Origin of the sequence: Streptomyces buecherae (assembly GCF_014295035.1) — a bacterium.
Taxonomy (GTDB): Bacteria; Actinomycetota; Actinomycetes; order Streptomycetales; family Streptomycetaceae; genus Streptomyces; species Streptomyces youssoufiensis.
The window spans coordinates 4,022,138-4,040,415 of the sequence record NZ_CP060404.1 but is presented as its reverse complement, the minus strand read 5'-3'; the positions used below and the strand labels follow the sequence as shown (position 1 = coordinate 4,040,415).

13 protein-coding genes are annotated in these 18,278 nt (G+C 74.4%); 6 read left to right on the top strand and 7 right to left on the bottom strand.

Annotated features, from left to right (window positions below; genetic code table 11):
• Nucleotides 1–275 precede the first annotated feature (275 nt).
• Both H7H31_RS15385 and H7H31_RS15380 read right to left on the bottom strand, forming a co-directional pair.
• Nucleotides 276–2,396, bottom strand: a complete 2,121-nt coding sequence (locus H7H31_RS15385; RefSeq protein ID WP_187060434.1) for a flotillin family protein — start codon at nt 2,394–2,396, stop codon at nt 276–278.
• Between the two features lie 170 nt (nt 2,397–2,566).
• A complete protein-coding gene (locus tag H7H31_RS15380; protein ID WP_187060433.1) occupies nt 2,567–3,208 on the bottom strand; it encodes a hypothetical protein in 642 nt (213 codons plus the stop codon).
• Between the two features lie 274 nt (nt 3,209–3,482).
• On the opposite strand from H7H31_RS15380, the gene H7H31_RS15375 reads away from it, so the two are divergent.
• The gene (locus H7H31_RS15375; protein ID WP_187060432.1) at nt 3,483–4,562 is read left to right on the top strand and encodes a PucR family transcriptional regulator; all 1,080 of its coding nucleotides are present in this window, start codon (nt 3,483–3,485) and stop codon (nt 4,560–4,562) included.
• A gap of 365 nt (nt 4,563–4,927) precedes the next feature.
• On the top strand, nt 4,928–5,503 hold the full coding sequence (locus tag H7H31_RS15370) for a TerD family protein (protein WP_176163066.1): 576 nt from the start codon (nt 4,928–4,930) through the stop codon (nt 5,501–5,503).
• Between the two features lie 169 nt (nt 5,504–5,672).
• Here H7H31_RS15370 and H7H31_RS15365 read toward each other — a convergent pair whose 3' ends face one another.
• The gene (locus H7H31_RS15365) at nt 5,673–6,686 is read right to left on the bottom strand and encodes a M56 family metallopeptidase (RefSeq protein ID WP_187059634.1); all 1,014 of its coding nucleotides are present in this window, start codon (nt 6,684–6,686) and stop codon (nt 5,673–5,675) included.
• A 3-nt stretch (nt 6,687–6,689) separates the two neighbouring features.
• Entirely contained in the window at nt 6,690–7,157 is a 468-nt protein-coding gene (locus H7H31_RS33940) for a BlaI/MecI/CopY family transcriptional regulator (protein ID WP_232109878.1), read from the bottom strand.
• Nucleotides 7,158–7,461: 304 nt separating this feature from the next.
• Between H7H31_RS33940 and H7H31_RS15355 the strand changes: the two genes are divergently transcribed.
• The 3 genes from H7H31_RS15355 to H7H31_RS15345 are packed head-to-tail and all read left to right on the top strand — an operon-like array spanning nt 7,462 to nt 10,900.
• Entirely contained in the window at nt 7,462–8,217 is a 756-nt protein-coding gene (locus H7H31_RS15355) for a hypothetical protein (protein ID WP_187062556.1), read from the top strand.
• Nucleotides 8,214–9,551 (top strand): hypothetical protein, encoded by a 1,338-nt coding sequence (locus tag H7H31_RS15350; protein WP_187062555.1) that lies wholly within the window; start codon nt 8,214–8,216, stop codon nt 9,549–9,551. The genes H7H31_RS15355 and H7H31_RS15350 overlap by 4 nt, the downstream gene beginning before the upstream one ends.
• A complete protein-coding gene (locus tag H7H31_RS15345; RefSeq protein ID WP_187062554.1) occupies nt 9,548–10,900 on the top strand; it encodes a hypothetical protein in 1,353 nt (450 codons plus the stop codon). The genes H7H31_RS15350 and H7H31_RS15345 overlap by 4 nt, the downstream gene beginning before the upstream one ends.
• Before the next feature lie 70 nt (nt 10,901–10,970).
• Here H7H31_RS15345 and H7H31_RS15340 read toward each other — a convergent pair whose 3' ends face one another.
• The 3 genes from H7H31_RS15340 to H7H31_RS15330 form a co-directional block, all read right to left on the bottom strand.
• Nucleotides 10,971–12,659, bottom strand: a complete 1,689-nt coding sequence (locus tag H7H31_RS15340) for an eCIS core domain-containing protein (protein ID WP_232109876.1) — start codon at nt 12,657–12,659, stop codon at nt 10,971–10,973.
• Nucleotides 12,660–13,018: 359 nt separating this feature from the next.
• A complete protein-coding gene (locus tag H7H31_RS15335; RefSeq protein WP_232109875.1) occupies nt 13,019–13,966 on the bottom strand; it encodes a nucleotidyl transferase AbiEii/AbiGii toxin family protein in 948 nt (315 codons plus the stop codon).
• Between the two features lie 48 nt (nt 13,967–14,014).
• Entirely contained in the window at nt 14,015–15,250 is a 1,236-nt protein-coding gene (locus tag H7H31_RS15330; protein ID WP_187062552.1) for a reverse transcriptase family protein, read from the bottom strand.
• A gap of 81 nt (nt 15,251–15,331) precedes the next feature.
• On the opposite strand from H7H31_RS15330, the gene H7H31_RS15325 reads away from it, so the two are divergent.
• Nucleotides 15,332–18,190, top strand: coding sequence for a CRISPR-associated endonuclease Cas3'' (locus H7H31_RS15325; protein ID WP_187062551.1), 2,859 nt, complete (start codon nt 15,332–15,334; stop codon nt 18,188–18,190).
• Nucleotides 18,191–18,278: the final 88 nt, after the last annotated feature.

Below are 18,278 nucleotides of genomic sequence, written 5' to 3'. Positions count from 1 at the left end.
TGCGGCTGGCGGCGCGGTTGGTGGGTTGGTGGGTGAGTGGGGTGGTGGGTGAGTGGGGTGGCGTACGCGTACGTCTACGGGTCCGGGTACGGGCACGTCTCCTCGGGCCGGAGCCGAAGCCGGAGCCAGAGCCGGAGCCGGGACCGGATGCGGGTGCGTCTTCTCCCGGTGCGGGTCCGGGCGCGGGTGCCGGGCCGGAGCTGCCGCCCCCCCGCGGCAGCTCCGGGCACCTCGACCGTCCCCCTCCGTACGGTCGGCTCGGTGGGCGGCCCGGCTCAGGCCAGCGGCGCGCCGTTGACCGAGGGGGCGGCCGGGCCGGTGCGCGGGTCCGCCGGCGGGTGCGGGCCGGTGACCGGCCCCGCCGCCTCGCCGCGCCCGACCAGCTCGGCCACTGGCATGTCGGCCAGGCCCAACTTCCGTGCGGAGGCGAGGAGTTGATCGAGCTGGCCGGAACCCGACGGCATGAGCTTCATCAGCAGCGCCGAAACGGTCAGATTCTGTACGTCGGCGGTCGTCGTCGAGCCGAGCACCTTCGTCAGGTCGTCGGTGAACGACGCCGAGCCGTCCAGCCACGGGCCGGCCAGGGTCTGCGCGGTCCGCGAGTGCTGGACGAAGCCGTCCACGCTCTTGCCCAGCGAGATCGCGCCGACCAGCCGGTCGAAGAACGCGGTCTCGCCGCCCACGATGCTGATGTCGGCGCTCTCCAACCCCGTCGCGAGGACCGTGGCCTGCGCCTCGGCCACCTGCCGCTGCGCCTCGATGCCCGCGAGCCGCACGTCCTTGTCGGCCTCGATGCGCAGCCGGAACTCCTCGTGCGCCCGGGACGCCTCGTCAAGCGCGGCCATGGCCGCCGCCTTCTCGGTCAGCCCCGCCGCCTCGGCCTTCAGCTTCTCGCCGATGGCCGCCGCGTCGGCCATGGCCTGCTCGCGGGTGCCCTCGGCCTCGGCCCGCAGCCGGGCCGCCGTGGCCTCGGCCTCGGCGCGGCCGGCCTTCTCGATGACCTCCGACTCCTTGTCCCGTACCTGCACGGCCGCGAGCCCCTCGGCCGCCGCCTCGGCCTGGACGCCCTCGGCGAGCCGGATCTTGGCCCGCGCGTCCATGTCGGCGGTCTTGGTCCGGGCCTCCGCCAGCGTCAGCTCCTCGGCGGCCCGGTGGACCGCCGCCTGCTCGGCCGCCTCCGCCGCCTTGATGTCCTTGACCAACTGCTCCTGCGCCACCGCCTCGGCCGCGATGACCAGCGCCTGCCGGTCCCGCTCGGCCTCCTCGACCGCGCGCAGCCGCTTGATCGACTCCTCCTGTTCGGCGACCGTACGGTCCACCGCGATCCGCTCCCGCACCACCTCGGCGATCTCCCGGCGCTCGGCCTCGACCTCCTTCTCGGCCGAGATCCGGGTCAGCGCGGTCTCCCGGTCCCGGGCGATGACCTCAAGCAGGCGGTCCTTCTCGATCCGCTCGTTCTCGATGGCGATGACCCGCTCGCGGTTCTTCTGCGCCACCGCGACCTCACGCGCCTGGTTCTCCCGCTGGATGCCGAGCTGCTCCTCGGTCTTGAGGAACGCCGCCTGCGCGCGCAGCCGCTCCTCCTCCACCACCCGCGCCGTCTCGGCCTCCTCGCGGGCACGCACGGTGTCGACCTCCCGCTTCTGCTTGATCTCCGCGTCCGCCTGGCGCCGCTCCAGCTCCAGGATGGCTTCGCGGGCGTCCACGTTCTGGCGGGTGATCTCCTTCTCCTCGTGGCGCTGGTACTCGTTGGTGCGCACGTGCTCGACGGCCGTCAGCTCGGTGATCTTCCGGATGCCCTGGGCGTCCAGGATGTTGTGGGTGTCGAGCTGGTTCAGCGGCGTCTGCTCCAGGTGGTCGATCGCCGCGTCCTCCAGGCTGTAGCCGTTCAGGTCGGTGCCGATGACCTCGATGATCCGGTCCCGCAGCTCCTCGCGCTTGGTGTACAGGTCGGTGAAGTCGAGCTGCTTGCCGACCGTCTTGAGCGCCTCGGAGAACTTGGCGTCGAACAGCTCCTGCAACGTGGCCTTGTCGCTCGCGCGGGCCGTGCCGATCGCCTGGGCGACCTTGATGACGTCCTCGACGGTCTTGTTGACGCGTACGAAGAACGAGATGCGGATGTCGGCGCGGATGTTGTCGCGGCAGATCAGCCCGTCGCGCCCGGTGCGCGAGATCTCGATGGTCTTCACCGAGATGTCCATCACCTCGGCCTTGTGCAGCACCGGCAGCACGACCTGCCCGGTGAAGGTGACGTCCACCGTGCGCGTTTTGGAGACGATCAGCGCCTTGCCCTGCTCGACCTTGCGGAAGAGCCGACTGATCACGAACAGCAGGGTCAGGGTGATGAGCAGGACGACGGCGATGAGCACGCCGATGCCCAGGGTGATGGCATCCATGAGAGTCCCCGTGGGAGAGATGGAACGGGCGGACGTCGGGTCGCGGCGCGCGGCATGGCGCGGACCGGTGTGTGTGAGATGCGAGCGGTGTGGTGAGACGGGGGTGCGGCGCGGGCCTGGGCGACGGGTGAGAGTGGTCCCGCCGTACGGGAGGTGTGTGGCGGGGCGGGTCAGCCGCGCGGGTCGAGGGCCGCGTCGAAGGGGGCGACCCAGAAGAACTCGCCCGCTTCCTCGTACGCGTACAGCAGTCCCGTACTGCCGAGTCCGAGTCCGAGTCCGAGCCCGGGTTCCGTCTCGGCGGCCCGGGCCTCGCCCTCGTTCCGGCGGACCTGGACCAGCGCCGTGGAGCCGTCGCGGGCCGTGACCTCGGCCTGACCGAACCCGGTGTCCACCCGGCCGGTGCGGATGGTGCAGGTCAGCCCGATGAAGTCCTGCCGGGACGGCGCGGGTTCGTCGGGGAAGAGGCGCGCCAGTGGGCGGACCACGCGCCGGGTGAGCCACCACGAGCCGAGCACCGAGGCGCCCAGCAGGGCGGCTTCCAGGGAGAGCAGCGGGGCGCCGGGCAGGCCCGCGTCCGTCAGCAGCACCGAACCGGTGAAGCTGAGGAACCAGCCGAGGACGACGAACACCGAGGCGGAGACCGCCACCGGCACCCCGCCCAGGTGCAGCGCGTCGGCGTTCACGTCCGCGTCGTACGTGTCGTGCTCGGCGGCGCCGAACAGGACCAGCAGCCAGAAGCCGACGACGACCATCAGGGCGGCGCTGAACACCACCGTGGGGAACCCGGCGGCCACACTCAGGAATTCGGCCATGGTCACTGCCCCCTCAACGCGTCGCCCGCCCACGACCGCGGTTCTCCGTGTCCCACAGTGCCGGGACACTCACTTCCGGCCGCCGGCATCGAAGCCAGCCGGCCGCCCTGGTGGCCCCATCCTGGCAGCGCGAGCCGCGCCCCCGCATTGCCGGCCACCGGCAATCTTTACGCGGCCTTAATGCCGCCCGCCGACCCCGTGATGCCGCATGCCACCCTTGATCCCCGCACGTCGACCAGGCGGCAGCGGCGTGCGGAGTGACCGGAGGGGGAGCATGGCGGAGCGGGACATACCCGAGGACTACGCGGACTACGAGGACTACCTGGCGGGGTACGCGGACATCCTCACCGGCGCCTGCGCCACGGGCCGCCGGTTGGTCCGCGACGAGCTGGAGGCCCTGCGCGGACGCGGCGAACGCGCCGCCGAGGCCGGTATCGGCCTGCGCACCCTGATCCACGCCCACCTGGTCACGGCCCAGGCCGTACGCCCCCAGTTGCGCGGCCCGGCCGCCGACCACCTGCTGGCCGCCATCACCCAGGCCGTGGACGCGTTCGCCGAGGGGTACGAACGGGCCCAGCGGCTCGCCGTCCGCCAGCAGGAGGCCGCGCGCCGCGAGTTCATCGACGACCTGCTCTACGGCCGCAGCGACCTGGGCCGCCTCGCCGAGCGCGCCGAACGCTTCGGCCTGATCCTGGCCCACGCGCACGCGGTCGCGGTGGCCCAGGGCGCCGAACCGTACGACGACGGCTACCCGGTCACCCGCCGGGTGGAGACCTCGCTGCTGACCCGCTTCGGCGACCGGCGCATCCTGCTCACCACCAAGGACGGCAGGCTGATCTGCATCGCGCCGGGCGACGAGTCGGACGTGCTCCGCTACTTCGCGAAGCAGGCGTACGCGGCGACGGACGGCGGCCAGGTCGCCATCGGCCGCGCCCACCCCGGCGTGGGCGGCGTCGTCCACTCCTACGAGGAGGCGCTCAACACCCTCGACCTGGCCGCCCGCATGCACCTGGACGACCCGGTCCTGCACGCCGCCGACCTGCTCGTCTACCCGGTCCTCACCCGCGACCGGCAGGCCATGGCCGACCTCGTCCGCACCGTCCTCGGCCCCCTCCAACAGGCCCGCGGCGGTGCCCAGCCCCTCATCGACACCCTGACCGCCTACTTCGACACCGGCTGCGTCGCCGCCGAGGCCGCCCGCCGCCTGTCCCTCAGCGTCCGCGCCATGACCTACCGCCTGGACCGCATCCACAAACTCACCGGCTCCGACCCCGGCGACCCGGTCCACCGCTACACCCTCCAGACGGCGGTCATCGGGGCGCGGTTGTTGGGGTGGCCGGAGGAGGGGGTGTGAGTGGGAGGGGGTGTGAGTAGTGCGCGGGCGGAGCCCGGTGGCGGGCGGGCCCGCGCGACCCCGCACGCGCGGGGCAACCGACCGTTCGTCCACGCCACCAACGCCTGTGTCGGAGCACCCCCGCACGCGCGGGGACGGCCAACCCTCGTCGGTCAACAGCGCGGTGTAGATCGGGCCAACCCCGCCGTGGCGGGGCTCACTTGGCAGATGCCGGTCCCGCCCGCGCGGAACGCCGTGGCGCACCGGTGCGACGCTACCGCGCCAGGAGGCGGGACCGCGCGCCGATCTTCGCCGGTCGACAATTTCTACAGTGCTGTAGATTTGTGCCAGCAGCCAACGCAGGGGAAACAGGGGAAGGGCAGAACATGGGTGTTTCGCTGGCCAAGGGTGGCAACGTCTCGCTGAGCAAGGAGGCGCCGGGGCTGACCGCCGTGGTCGTCGGGCTCGGGTGGGACGTGCGGACGACGACCGGGACCGACTACGACCTGGACGCCAGCGCCCTGCTGTGCGACGACTCCGGGAAGGTCGCGTCCGACCGGCACTTCGTCTTCTACAACAACCTGACCAGCCCGGACGGTTCCGTCGAGCACACCGGCGACAACCTCACCGGCGAGGGCGACGGGGACGACGAGGCGGTCAAGGTCAACCTCGCCGGCGTGCCCGCCGAGATCACGAAGATCGTCTTCCCGGTGTCGATCCACGACGCGGCGGCCCGTGGCCAGAGCTTCGGGCAGGTGCGCAACGCCTTCATCCGCGTCGTCAACCAGGCCGATGGCGTCGAGCTGGCCCGCTACGACCTGACCGAGGACGCCTCGACCGAGACCGCCATGGTCTTCGGCGAGCTGTACCGGCACGGGACGGAGTGGAAGTTCCGCGCGGTCGGCCAGGGTTACGCGTCCGGCCTGGCCGGCATCGCGGCCGACTTCGGCGTCAACGTCTGAGCCCGCAGGGACCGACCTGACGGGGACGCGCCCAGCGTCCCGCCCCCGGGGCCGCGCACTCCGTAGCGAGTCGCCGGCCCCGCCTCGTACGGGGCTGCCCGGGCCCGCCCCCCCCCGGCCGGGCAGCCCTCCTCCATGACGTTGGTCCGCCGGCGCCTCGCGACCGGGCCTACAGCGGTGTGGCCGCCTTGAGCACCAGGAACAGCGCCACCGCCGCGTTCAGCGACGACAGCGCCGAGGCCGCGGTGCCGGCCGCCGCGATGAGCGCGGCGGCGTACAGCGAACCGTCGGTGGGCGGCCACAGCCGGGCCGACGGGACGGGGCCGAGCAGCGCGGCGATTCGTCGCGGCACCGGGCCGACGGCCGCGAACCCCGCGATGCCGGGCGCCGGCGAGGGCCCGGAGATCAGCGCCGCCTTGCCGACGGCCGTGGCGACCACGCGCCGGTCGCCCACCTCGCGCGCCGCCTCCTCGTCGGCCCAGCGCTCCGCGCTGAAGGCCACCGCCGTCCACAGCGGGCGCAGGAACGGGTTGGCGCTCGCGGTCAACCGCGAGGCCAGCAGGTAGCGGTGGTGCCGCCCGGTCAGGTGGGCCCGCTCGTGGGCGACCAGCGCCCGCCGCTCCGGGGCGCCGAGCCCGGCCAACATCGCGTCCGAGACGACGACGCGCCCGGAGCCAGCCCGGCCCGGCAGGGCGTACGCGTACGGCACCTCGTCGGGCAGGACGGTCAGCGCGGGCGGCGCGGGTGGTGCGGGTGGTTTCGTGGTCGTGGCGGAGGTCGCGGGAGTCGCGGTGGTGGGTGCCGGGGCCGGCTCGGCGGGCAGGTCGCCCAGCGCGCGCCAGGCGCCGTTGCGTACCCGGTAGTGCCGCCACAGCGTGTGCCCGCAGGCCGCGGCGACGAGGGCCAGCACGCCGATGGCGGCGAACCCCACGTTCTCGTCGTACGGGACCGCCGCCCGTACCTCGGGGGCCGCCCAGCCGTCGGGCAGCGGGTTGCCGGGGAGCTGGGCGGTGCCGACCACGCCGAGCAGGGCCAGGCACAGCGTGCTGCACACGGCGAGTATGGCCCCGACGCAGGTCAGCAGGACGGTCGCGGTGCGCGGGTGCAGCCGCCGCTCGGCCAGCCGCGACATCGGCCACGCCGTGAGCGGCAGCACGAGCGGGAGGACGACGAAGACTCCCACCGGTCACGGCTCCCGTTCGCGATCGAGGGATACGGGGTCGTCGCCGGGCCCCGCCGGAGCCTCCGCCTGCGCGGGCGCGTCGTGCAGCAGCTCGCGCACCAGCCGCTCGTCGTCGGCCGAGAGGCCCGACACGAAGCTGGCGAGCACCGCGTCCCGGTCGCTGTGCCCGTCGAGCACGCGCCGCATCCGCTGCGCCGCGAGCCCCGCCTCGTCGGCCGCGGGCGCCCACCGGAAGGACCGGCCCGCGCGGTGCCGGGTCACGCTGTGCTTACCGTGCAGCCGGGTCAGGATCGTCACGACCGTGGTGTACGCCAGGTCGCCGCCCAGCTCCTGCTGCACCCGCGCCGCGGTGACCGGCTCGCCGGCCCCCTGCAACACCCGCATCACCAGTGCCTCCAGCTCGCCCTGGCCACGCCGGCGGCCCCGCTGCGGCGAAGGCCGGGTCGCGTCCTCGTCCTTGTCGTCACCCACAGGTCTCGCTCCTTCCCGCGCGCCGTCCCCGATCGCCGGAGCCACGGCCCACCGCCCGGGGGCGTACCTGCCCGGAGGGGCCCGCGCGCCGTCCCGACCGATCCGGGAGAGCGTAACGGGCGGCGGGGCGGGGTGGGGTGCGGTGGGTGCGGTGGGGGGCGCGCCATCCGCTGGCCGAGCCGCGTTCGCCGCCGTGGCCGGGATGTGCCGGACGGCCGGCGACGGGGCGCGCCGGTTGGCTACGCTCGGCGCGCGGGGGCCGGGCCCCGCCATGCGTCGAAGCCGTGTGGGGGAGGGGCGAGCGGTGAGCGGGACGGGTGAGGACATCGTCGGGGCGAGGGCGGGCGAGCACGGGGTGGTCGACCGGGCCGGCGGCCAGGGCCCGACCGGGACGCCAGCCCCCGTCGCGGCCGCACTCGCGCGGGCCGCGCTCACGGCTGCGTTGCTCGGCCGCTTCGACGGGCCGCTCCGCCCGCCCGCCACCCGCGCGCCCATCGCCCACCCGAACGGCTTCGTCAAGCTGCCCCTGGCCCAACTCCCCGCGGACGGCCGCCGACTGTTCCTGCACGTGTGGCGGGCCGGCGGCGAGGACGCGCAGATCCACGACCACCGCTGGCACTTCGCCGCCACGGTGCTGACCGGCGAGCTGTACAACACCGTCGTCGAGGTCGCCCTCGACGAGGCGCCGCGTGGCCCGGGCGAGGCGCTGGGCGTCGACCTGGACCCGGACGCGTACCACGTCGTGCGCTACCGGCCCCAGGACGGCGGCTTCCACCTCGACGCCAGCGACGCCTACCGGGTACGGGTGACCGAGGCGCACACCCACACGGTGCCCGCCGGCGGCCAGTACGGCATGTCGGCGTACACCCTGCACCGCGCGGGCGCCGCGCCCGGCACGCTGACGCTCGTCGCCAGGGGGCGGCCGGTGCGCGACGACAACCGGGTGCTCGCGCGCGCTCCGGTGACCGGCGGGTTCCGGCGCTGGCGGTACGTGGACGACGACACCGGCGCGGACGAGCGGGGCCGGTACCTGCGCGCGGCACTGGACGCCCTCTCGTGAGCGGGGCCGCGCCCGACAGCGGGAGCGCGCAGGACCCGGGGGCCCTGGTGCGGCGGGACACCGTGTTGATCGTGGCGGTACAGATCGACGCACCGCCGCCGGCACCCTTCACGGCCGGGCCGCTGGTGCGGCGCTGGCAGCGCGCCGACGGGAACGACGTGTACTCCACCGCCAGCCGGCGTGCCGAGTACACCAGCCAGCGACTGGCTCCGCTGTTGTGGGACGCGACGGTGCGTTGGCACGCCGACGAACGGCTCGACCCCGGCACCGCCCCGCACGGGTTCGAGCTGACCGCCGTCGAGCTGATCCGGCTCAACGACTCGGTCCTGGACATGTTCCGGCGGATGGGGGCGAGTCCCGAGGCCAACGGCGTGGCCCTGCTGCACGGTCGCCTGCCGGCGCTGCCACCGGCGCATATGCCCACGGCCTTGCGGCAGTGCGCGGACGTCGACGCACACCACGCGGGCGGGGCGTACCGCGACTGGGCCGCTCGGCAGCTTCCCCCCGGCTGCCGTCTCTCCGCCACCGAGCGCGAGGCCGTCTACTGCACCTTCATCACCGCCCGGGACGACCTGCCACGACTCAACCAGGGCGCGCGACACGCCAGTTGGTCCACGGTCGACCAGTGGCTGTGGCAGATGTACCACGCGTCGGACTTCGAGCCGGGAGACGAGGCACCGGACGAACTGGCCTCCCTGCGGTTCCGGCTGCGCAACAACGTGCGCGGCGTGCTCGGCCTGCGCGGCCTGGTGCTGGTCGGGACCGAACCCGACCCCGGGCCGGACGAGCGAGGCAACTACTACAACGGCACCACGCACCACCTGACCAGCCTGTACGCCGACGCCCTCGCGCTGGCCCGGCTGCACCAGGTCGTGCTGACCGCGTTCGGCACCGAGGTGGCCCGCATCGCTGAGGGCCAGCCGAAGCGTCGCGAGGTGGGTCAACTGGAACGCGATCTGCTGGTCTTCCGCCGTGGCTACTGGAGCGCGGGCTTCGGCCGGCAGGACACCGTGGACGCCGTGACCCGCACGTGGCAGCGCGCCGCCGGCCTGCCGGAAACGCTCCAGTCCCTCAAGGAGGACCTCGGCGAGTTCTCCCGGCAGGTGCAGGCGGCCGAGACGGAGATGAGCAACGCCATACTCGGGCTGCTCGCCGCCATCGGTCTGCCGTTCGGCGTGGGCCTCGCCATCTGGCAGGGGCTGTCGAGTTCGAGCCTGACCGGGCTCGGTTGGTCCCTGGGTGGCATCGGCGTGGCCATCGTGCTGCTCCTGGTGAGCTTCCCCGGACTGCGCCGGCTCCTGCTCGAACTCTGGCGCGATCGGAGGCGCGAATGACCCCCGCGTACCGCTGGCCGCCCCGACACGCCCCCGGCTTCCCGCCCGACTGCCCCGACGCGGGGGACGTGCTCGCGCGGTTCGCCGCCGCCGGCGACCGGGCCGCGACGCTGGTCGTCGTCACCAGCGGCCTGCGGGCCCGCGTGGAGGACAGCGGCGACCACGAGGCGGGGCTCGACCGGGTGCGCCGCAGCCTGGCGGCCGTCGGCCGCGCGGCCGGTGAGGTGGGGCGGCCCGGGTACTACGGCAAGGACCTGGTCCTCGTACGGGCGGCGACCGATGGGCCCGACGAGCCACCGCCCGCACCACTGGCCGCGGGGGACAGCGGGGTCCGGCATGGCTGGGCCTGGGGCCACGTGCCGTTGGCCGGGGACGCCGACGAGCGGCGCACCGCCCTGCTGCGTGCCTGCTATGCCGTCGCCATGGCCGCCCGACTGCGCCGGGACCGGCCGGCGCTGCCCCAGCGCGGGGCGGCCGACGCGCTCGCCCGGGTCCCGGACCTGCTCTCGGTCCGGGCCACCGCCTCCCTCCTCGCCGGCGTGCTCGTACGCCCGCTGGACGGAAACCCCGCGCAGCCGGGCGCGGCCGACGGGGAGGACCCACGGCTGCTCGGGGTGGCGTCGGCGGACGGCCTGGCGGACCTCACGGCGGCGCCGCCCGCAGGCGGCCTGTACGCGGTCACCGACGTGCACGACATCGAGTGGGGCACCAGTTCCCGCGCGGGCGACGGCGCCCGCCTCACGCGGGGCAACGCCCGCGAGCTGCTGCCCCTGGCTGAGGCGTGGCACGCCGCGCGCACGCCGGTCGACGAGCTGGTACGCCGCGCCTACCCGTTGCGGGCCCGGCGCGAGGCGCTGCTGGCTGGCCATCTGCGCGCCCTCAGCGACGGCGTCGCGGGCGCGGGCCGGCTGTTCGCGACCCTCGGCGACGGCCTATCGGGCGTGGTGAACGACGCGGAGGCGCTGCGTACGGCCGTGGCCGGGGCCAACCGGTGGAGCGAGGGGCGGATGCACAGCGGCGCCGGGGCCGCACCGCTGGACGGGGCGGACCTGGACGCCGCCCGCCGGCGCGCGCACTTCAGCCTGCACGTGACCAAGACGCTCAAGGGGACAGGGCATGCGCAGCGCGTCCTGCACGTGTACGGGGAGCCGCTGGGGCCGGACGCCGCCGAGGCGGCCGTCGCGTTCCTGGCCGACCTCAGCGCGGCGGGCCCGGGCGCGCCGGGCGCCCACCACCTGGCCCACGCCCTGCGCTGGCGGGACGCCTGGCGGCGGCACCTCCCGCCGCCGCGATTCGCCTGCCTGGAGCGGGTGTTGCCCGCGACGGGGCGCACGCTGCCCGCCGGCTGAGCGTCCCGTCAAGGCGCGGGGGCCGTGAGGCCCGGCTCTCAGGAGCTTGCGAAAGCCCCGTTGCCCGACGTCACGCGCCGGTGGGACGAGGCCCGGTCCACAGGAAGTCGATGGCCTGTCGCACGACGTCGAAGCTGGGGTTGTTGGACGGGACGAAGACGGCATCGAACACGGCATTGCCCACCACGACGGCTTGCTGGTTCCCGGCTGAAGGGGAGGCGTCCTGTGAGGCGTCCGTCTCCAGGTGCCGGATCACCTCGTTCCAGACGTAATACTTCACATCGTCCACGTCCTGTGCGGTGGGCGAATTGCCCTGGATACCGCGGAGACGGTCGAGGACGAGTGCCGTCGCTTGCTGGGCCATGGGTGTCTTGGGCGTGGAGTTCGACAGTTCCTTCTCCCAGGTAGCCAGCCGTTCAGGGGTGAGGTCCGTGAGCCTTCCCTGCAGTGTCCGGCTGAGTAGGTTGATCTCCGAGTTCTCCTTGCCGGACCCCACCCACAGGTTCTTCACGGAGCTGTTCATCACGTATGCCGCTCGCAGCAGGACTTCGGCTTCTGCTCGCTGCTCGTGTTGGGGTACGTCTGGAGGTGCCTGGCCGAAACTGGCGGCCGGCATGTTGCCGATCGCCTTGTCCGAATCGCTCGTCAGGTCCGCGGCCACCTGACTCGTATCGAGCTTCGCCGTGAGGTAAGCGATCAGAGGTGCCGGGTGTGTGGCATAGGCGCGGTTCAGCAGCGAACTGATGTTGTGCCACGCGATGATGTGGCGCCGGTGCATCCCCGGTCTGATCGGCAGTGCCAGCGTGGTCGCCTTGGCGAAGTTCGGGCGGCCGGTGATCTCGCTGCCCTTCATCGACAGGGTGTTGAAGCCGCCGATTCCGGGCGGGGAATCCGCGTCTTCCTGGACCAGCACGTACTCCACGATCCGTGCCGGCAGTCCCTGGCCGGGTGTGTGCTGTGGGTTCGCGATGGAGTGCGCCGTCAGCATCTGCTGGGCCTGGGCCAGGAGGTCACCTCCGGCGTCTGCCCTGAAATCCGACGGCAGCTCGGCCTCCAGGCTGGCGAAGGCCGCGTCGTAGTCGGGGTGCCAGCGATTCAACACATCCTCGCTGCCCTGCCACCTGATCCTTTCGATGATGGTGCGGGCATCCACGCCGGGCGTGGTCGCCCCGGCGCCTGGCCCCGCCATGCGCTGCACGGGGTCCGCGCCGGCGCTCTGCCCGTTCCGGTAGCCGGCGAGCACGTGACCGCGGTCCGGCGGGGTCGCGACGGGTGTCGGTGGAACGGCGAGGCTCATCGCCCTCCTGGCGTTGCGCTCCGCCTCGCGCTCGTAGCGGTCGGAGGGGTCGGAGACACGTAGACCATCACTGTTCTGGACGCCGGAGACCGGCCCCTGGCGTTGCTGGATGACGTGCGTGAGTTCATGGGCGAGCGTGTGCTTGTCGGCGCCGCCCGCTCCGATCACCACGTGGCTGCCGGAGGTGTAGGCGCGTGCGGAGACCGCGTCGGCCGAGCGTTCGGCGCGGGGGCCGGTGTGCACGCGCACGTCGGAGAAGTCCGAGCCGAGCCGCTGCTCCATCTCGCTCCGCAGCCCGGCAGGGAGCGGATGGCCGGGTGAACGGAGCACCTCGGTGACCGCTGTGCGTCCCGCCAGGAGGGCCTCCTGGCCAGTCTGCCGCTGGGCTTCCTCGGGTGCGTCCGCGCGCTGGGCCCGCGCCAGCATGCGGGTCACCGTGGCGTTGCCCGCGGTGCGCTGCACGGATCGGAGCGCCGAGGGCGGGACCACGCTGCGCCGGAGTGCACTGGGGCGGGTCACCGACGGAGCCTGGCGGGTAGTCCGGGCCTGGGAAGCCTCGGGTGAGCCGCCGGCGGCATGGGTGTGCACGGGTGTGCTCCCTTCGCGTGGTTCGACAGGTGAGCTCCTGCTCATGTCCGCTCCGCACAGGTAACCAACGGCTCCGGTGTGTGCGGTAGAGGCGGAGACGCACGGTCGGCTGCCCTTTCGGTGCACCGTCGGGCGGCGACGAACCATCGCACCCAGGGGGACGCGCTCTCAGCCACTCCTGGGACGTACCGTGTCCGGCCGTCGCCTGGTCAGGCGCCGATACGCGGGTGTCCTCACCCCACCCCCCACCCCCACGCGCCAGGGGACCACACCCGCGCCGGCCCGCACGCCGGCCCGGACGCCGGGGCGCACGCCGGCCCGGGCGGGGCGGCGCCCTCCGGCCCGTACGGCTCCATCGGCACCTCAAGCACCGGCTCCCAGAACCCCGCGAGCCGGGTCACCGCCTCCGGCAGCCGGCCGAAGGGCCAGCCGGCGCGGAAGGTGGCCGTGTCCCAGAAGTCCAGCCACTCGCGTGGCGGCGGGGGCAGCGTGGCCGGCCAGTCGCGGTCCATGGCGGCGAACTCGACGGCCACGTCGCGGCGCAGCTCGTCCAACGCCAGCTTCGGGGCGCGGGGGCTGGCGGCGGCGATGAGGAAATCCGCGAGGTCGGCCCAGCGAGTGTTGATCTTCCCGGCCTCGCGCCGCCGCGCGTACCGCAGCAGCTTCTGCGCCAGGCACCGGCTGAGCGTCGCCGCGGGAACGGTGACCGATCCCGCGTCGGTGGGGAACGCGAGCGGGGCGGTGCGCGTGTCCCGCGCCGACCTGGCCTCCGGCACGAGAAGGACGTTCAACAGGACGCGGTCGTCGGCCCGTTCGTGCCGCACGCCTACCAGCGCCCGGTGCACCGCCGCCCGCCCCGGCGAGCTGAAGACCACCGGCTCCGTCCGGAGCAGCCGTACGTGTGCGCCGTCCGGCCCGGGCGGCAGGTCGGCCCCGCGCAGCAGCTCGTGTCCGATGTCGGCCGGCACGGCGAGGTCCACGTCACCCGGCATGCGCGCCGTCGGCCCGAGCCAGCCGAGGAGTGCCGTCGAGCCCTTGAGGTGCCAGTTCACGCCCCGTAGCGCGCGGTCGAAAGCCGCCAACACCGCTCCTGCTGCCCGCAGTTGCTGCCGGTCGACCGTGGGCAGGCCCGCCCAGTCCGCCGCTGTCCACGTTCCTCGTACGCCGTCCGCCCCCGCCACGTGTACCGCCCCCTTCACCGCGTCCGCCGTGCACCAGTCCCGTGGGCGTCAGAGCAGGGTAGCCACCGAAGGGGGTGACGCCCCGGCGTGGCCGCCGTCGGCCACCCACGCGCGTAGGCGCGGCGTCGGCTCGGGCGCCAGGTGCGGGCGCCGGTCCACCACGGCCACCCGGGTCGCCAACTCCCGGAGCGCCACGGGTGAGCCGTCGCTCCCGTCCGAGGCCAGCACCGGTTCGGGTACGAGCGCGGCCAACTCCGGGTGGCGCCCGGCCAGCGCCAGCAGCCGTGCCGCCGCGAACGGGTCCCGCTCGGCACCGCCGAGCAGTTCCGCCACCGCCGCCCGCCCGTGTGCCGTCCGCGCGGCCCCGTCCAGGTACCGCACGGCCCGTGGCAGCAGCGTCGGCCAGCGCCGTACCACCGAGGGCACCTCGGCGGAGACCCGTGCGTCCGGGGCGAGGCGCGGCAGCGCGTACCGCAGCGCGCGCAGATCGCCCCCGTCCACACCCGCCCGCCACACCTCCGCCGGTTCGCCCGCCACGTCCCGCGCCGGGCCCGCGAGCACCGTCGCGGCCGGCCGCAGGCCGCTCTTGTCGGCCGACAGCGTCAGCCCGAGGGCGGCCAGCCCGTCCCGTACGGCGGCCCGCACCCGCTCCGCTTCGCCCGCGTCCCGGACGAAGACGTGCCAGTCATCGGCCCAGCGCAGCCACCGCCCCGGAACCAGCCGCCCGAGCACCGCGTCGACCGGGGCCAGGGCGGCGCCGCCGACGCGGTTGGCCCAGTGGTGGCTGGAGAGCAGGCAGTGCCCGGCCTCGGCGGCCAACCGCGTGAGGAGGATGGCGAGTTCCTCCGTCATCCAGGCCGCGTCGAGGAGCGTGGACAGCGGCAGCGAGCGGCCGAACCGGTGCACGTCCAGGCTCAGCACCAGGGGAAGGTCGCCCCGCCCGGCGAGCGCGCGCATGCGCGCCCCACGGGCCCCGAAGGCGGTGCGGTAGTCCCAGGTCGGCGCGCGGTAGCTGAACACCTCGGCGGCCGGTTCGTAGCCGCGCAGGGCGCGTTCGACCGTACGGTGCAGGTGGGCGCGGACCGTGGCTGGTACGACGGGCACCGCCTCGGCACGACGGGCCAGCGGCACCCGCAGCCACCCGACCTCCAGCGCGGCCGGCGCCGGAACCCGCCCGCGCGCCAGGTTCCGCAGCGCGTCGGCCGCGCCGAGCGCGTCGGGTATCCATTCCGTCAGCAGGTCGTGGCCGAAACTCGCGCGCAGGGCCGGGGCGTCGTCCGTCACGGCGGCATGATGCCACCGGACGGCGATGGGGCCGTCCCCGCACGGCCACCTTGGCCACGGACCACGGCGAGGAGAGCCAGCATGGCCGACGGCCCGCACCGCGACACCTGGGACGCCAATGTGTCGTTGCACGTCTGCGTGGCCAAGACGCCGGGGCACGCCGGCGGCACCATGAGCCTGGTCGCCACCCACCTGCTGGACACAGCCGCCGTCGCCGAGTGCATCTGGGACGGCTTCCTCGGCCCGACCACCCGCCGCCAACTGGACGCGGCGGCCGGCGGCCCCGGCCGGGGCCGCACGCTCCTGGCCTGGATCTGCGGGCTGCACGACATCGGCAAGGTCACCCCGGCCTTCCAGTGCAGGTTCTCCGAGTACGCCGCGTCACTGCGCGCGGCCGGCCTGACCTGGCGCCCGAGCGTCCACCGGTTCCCCTGGCGGCACGGGGCCGCCGGCGGCTTCCTCCTCAAGCCGATGCTGCGGGCGGCCGGTTGGCCGCAGGGGCACATCGACTGGGTGTGGCCGCTGGTGGCCGGGCACCACGGGTTCCTGCACGCGGCGGACGACCTCGAACCGCCACCCCAGGGCCTCGGCGGGCCCCAGGGAAACGAGCGCTGGGAGCGGGCCCGGCTGGCCCACGTCCGCTACGTCACCGAGCAGCTCGGCCTGCCCTCCCTCGCGGACGCCGCCCCCACGACCGTCCCCTCGCGCGCCCTGCAACTCATGGTGAGTGGCCTGGTCGTGATGGCCGACTGGATCGCCAGCGGCGAGGCCGCGTTCGTCGGCGTCGACGACTTCACGAAGGTGAGCATGGCCGGCGCGCGCGAGCGGGCTGCCGCCGCCTGGTCGCAGATCGGCCTACGCGGCGGCTGGGGCGCGCTCCCCACCCCGCCGCCCGACGCCTTCGAGCGCCGCTTCCAGCACTCGCCGCGCCCCATGCAGAAGCTGGCCATGGAAACCGCGCGGGACATGGCGGCCCCCGGGTTGCTCGTCATCGAGGGCCCCACGGGCGAGGGCAAGACGTGGGCGGGGTTGATGGCGACGGAGATCCTGGCGGCGAAGTTCGGCGCCGACGGCGTCTTCGTCGGCATGCCGCAGTGGTCGGCCAACGACCCGACCTTCGCCCGAGTGCGCGAGTGGGTCGGCCGCATCGACCCCGAACTGGCCCCCCACGTCGCGCTCCTGCACGGCCAGCGCAACCTCATGCCGGAGTGGAGCGCCCTGATCGGCGCCTCCGCCGAGCGTCAACGGGACGCGGTGGGGACGTGTGACGAGGACGGTGACGCGCCCCCGCAGACCGGGCCGGGGCAGACACCGGCCGCGTGGTTCTTCGAGTACGAACGCGGCCTGTTGTGCCCGTTCGTGGTGAGCTCGACCAACACGCTGCTGCACGCGATGACGCGTACCAAGTTCGTCGTGCTGCGGGCGGCGGGCCTGCTGAGCAAGGTCATCCTCCTCGACGAGGTGCACGCCGCCGACGTCAGCGGCTCGCTCTTCCTCCTGGAGGGCCTGCGCTGGTTCGGTGAGGCCGGCGTGCCGGTGGTGCTGCTCTCCGCGACGCTGCCCGTGGCCCAGCGCCAGGCCCTGGCGGACGCGTACCTGGCCGGCGCCGCGCGACGGGAGGAGTACGGCCACCCCGAGCTGGCCCACCCGGACCGACAGCCCGCCGTCACCGCCGTATGGCACACCCCGCACGGCCCGCGCGGCCTGACCCGTACGACGACCCCGCGCCGCCCGTCCGCCCCGCTGGCGGTCGAGCTGATGCCGGAGACCGTCCCGGGAGCGGGCACGGAGGCCGCCGCGCACGCCGCCGCCGACGCGGCCGTGGCCGACCGACTGGGCGTCGAACTCGCGGACGGCGGCTGCGCGCTGGTCATCCGCACCACGGCGGACCGGGCCCAAACCCTCTGCACCGAGGTACGCCACCGCCTCCCGGACACCCCCGTCGTCCTCCTGCACGAGCAACTGACCGCCGCCGAACTCGCACGCCACATGGCGGAGTGCCTGCGCGTGCTGCGGCCCGCCCGGGCCGGCGAGGCCGTACCGCCGCCCCGCCCCGAGCGCCTGATCGTGATCGCGTCGCCGGTAGCCGAGCAGTCCTGCGACCTCGACGCCGACCTGCTCATCACCGACCTCGCCCCGCTGGACCTCCTGCTCCAGCGCATCGGCCGGCTGCATCGCGGAGACGACACGCCCCGCCCGGCCCGACACCGCACGCCCCGCGTGATCGTCACGGGGTACGCCGAGGGGGATGCCACCCGGCCCGAGGCAGCGCCCCGCTTCCCGGCCGCCGCCGAGGAACGGTACGGGCGCCACGCCCTGCTGCTCGCGGCGGCCCAGATCCTGCGCGCCACGGGACCGGGCCGCCCGTGGTCCTACCCGGCGGACGTGCCGGTCCTCGTGGCGGCCGGATACGGCGCGGGCGCCGACGCGGTGCCGGCGGCCTGGCGGGACGACTGGGAGGCGGCGCGCGTCACCTGGGAGAAGACCCTGCGTGCCCGGTCGGACAAGGCGGGGAACCACCTGCTGACCCGGCAGGGCGAGCGGGAGGCCGTCACCCTTGCGGGGGTGCACCGCCTCGCGCACCGGCACCTCGACGGAGCCGACGGGCTCGACGACCTGGTCCGCGACCACACGACCCGGCGAGCCGCCCTGCTGGTAGCCGACGGCGCGGGCCACCGAACGGTGTCCGGAACAGCGCTGCCTGCCGGCAAGCCCGCCACCGCGACCTGTGACGCGGTGATCGCCGACACGGTGAGCCTGCCTCCGACGTGTCACCGCGACGGCTTCAAGGCGCTCCCGCTTATGAGCAGTTGGCGCTACACGCCCCTCCAGCACGTCCGGGCCCTCGTCCTCTCGCCCGACGGAACGGCGGTCCTGGCCGGTCGACGGCTGCGCTACGAGGAGGTGTTGGGGCTCGTGGACGAGGGGCCCGCCGGCTGACCGGCAGGGCGGAGTAGGGCGACGGCCGGCACGGCACCGTCCGGCGGGCACGGGTCGCGCACGCGCCGGACGTGCCCGAACACCCCCG

Excerpts from the sequence above, each read along its gene's own strand:
- H7H31_RS15385 (WP_187060434.1), bottom strand. The coding sequence starts at position 2,396 with ATGGATGCCATCACCCTGGGCATCGGCGTGCTCATCGCCGTCGTCCTG.
- H7H31_RS15380 (WP_187060433.1), bottom strand. The coding sequence starts at position 3,208 with ATGGCCGAATTCCTGAGTGTGGCCGCCGGGTTCCCCACGGTGGTGTTC.
- H7H31_RS15375 (WP_187060432.1), top strand. The coding sequence starts at position 3,483 with ATGGCGGAGCGGGACATACCCGAGGACTACGCGGACTACGAGGACTAC.
- H7H31_RS15370 (WP_176163066.1), top strand. The coding sequence starts at position 4,928 with ATGGGTGTTTCGCTGGCCAAGGGTGGCAACGTCTCGCTGAGCAAGGAG.
- H7H31_RS15345 (WP_187062554.1), top strand. The coding sequence starts at position 9,548 with ATGACCCCCGCGTACCGCTGGCCGCCCCGACACGCCCCCGGCTTCCCG.
- H7H31_RS15325 (WP_187062551.1), top strand. The coding sequence starts at position 15,332 with ATGGCCGACGGCCCGCACCGCGACACCTGGGACGCCAATGTGTCGTTG.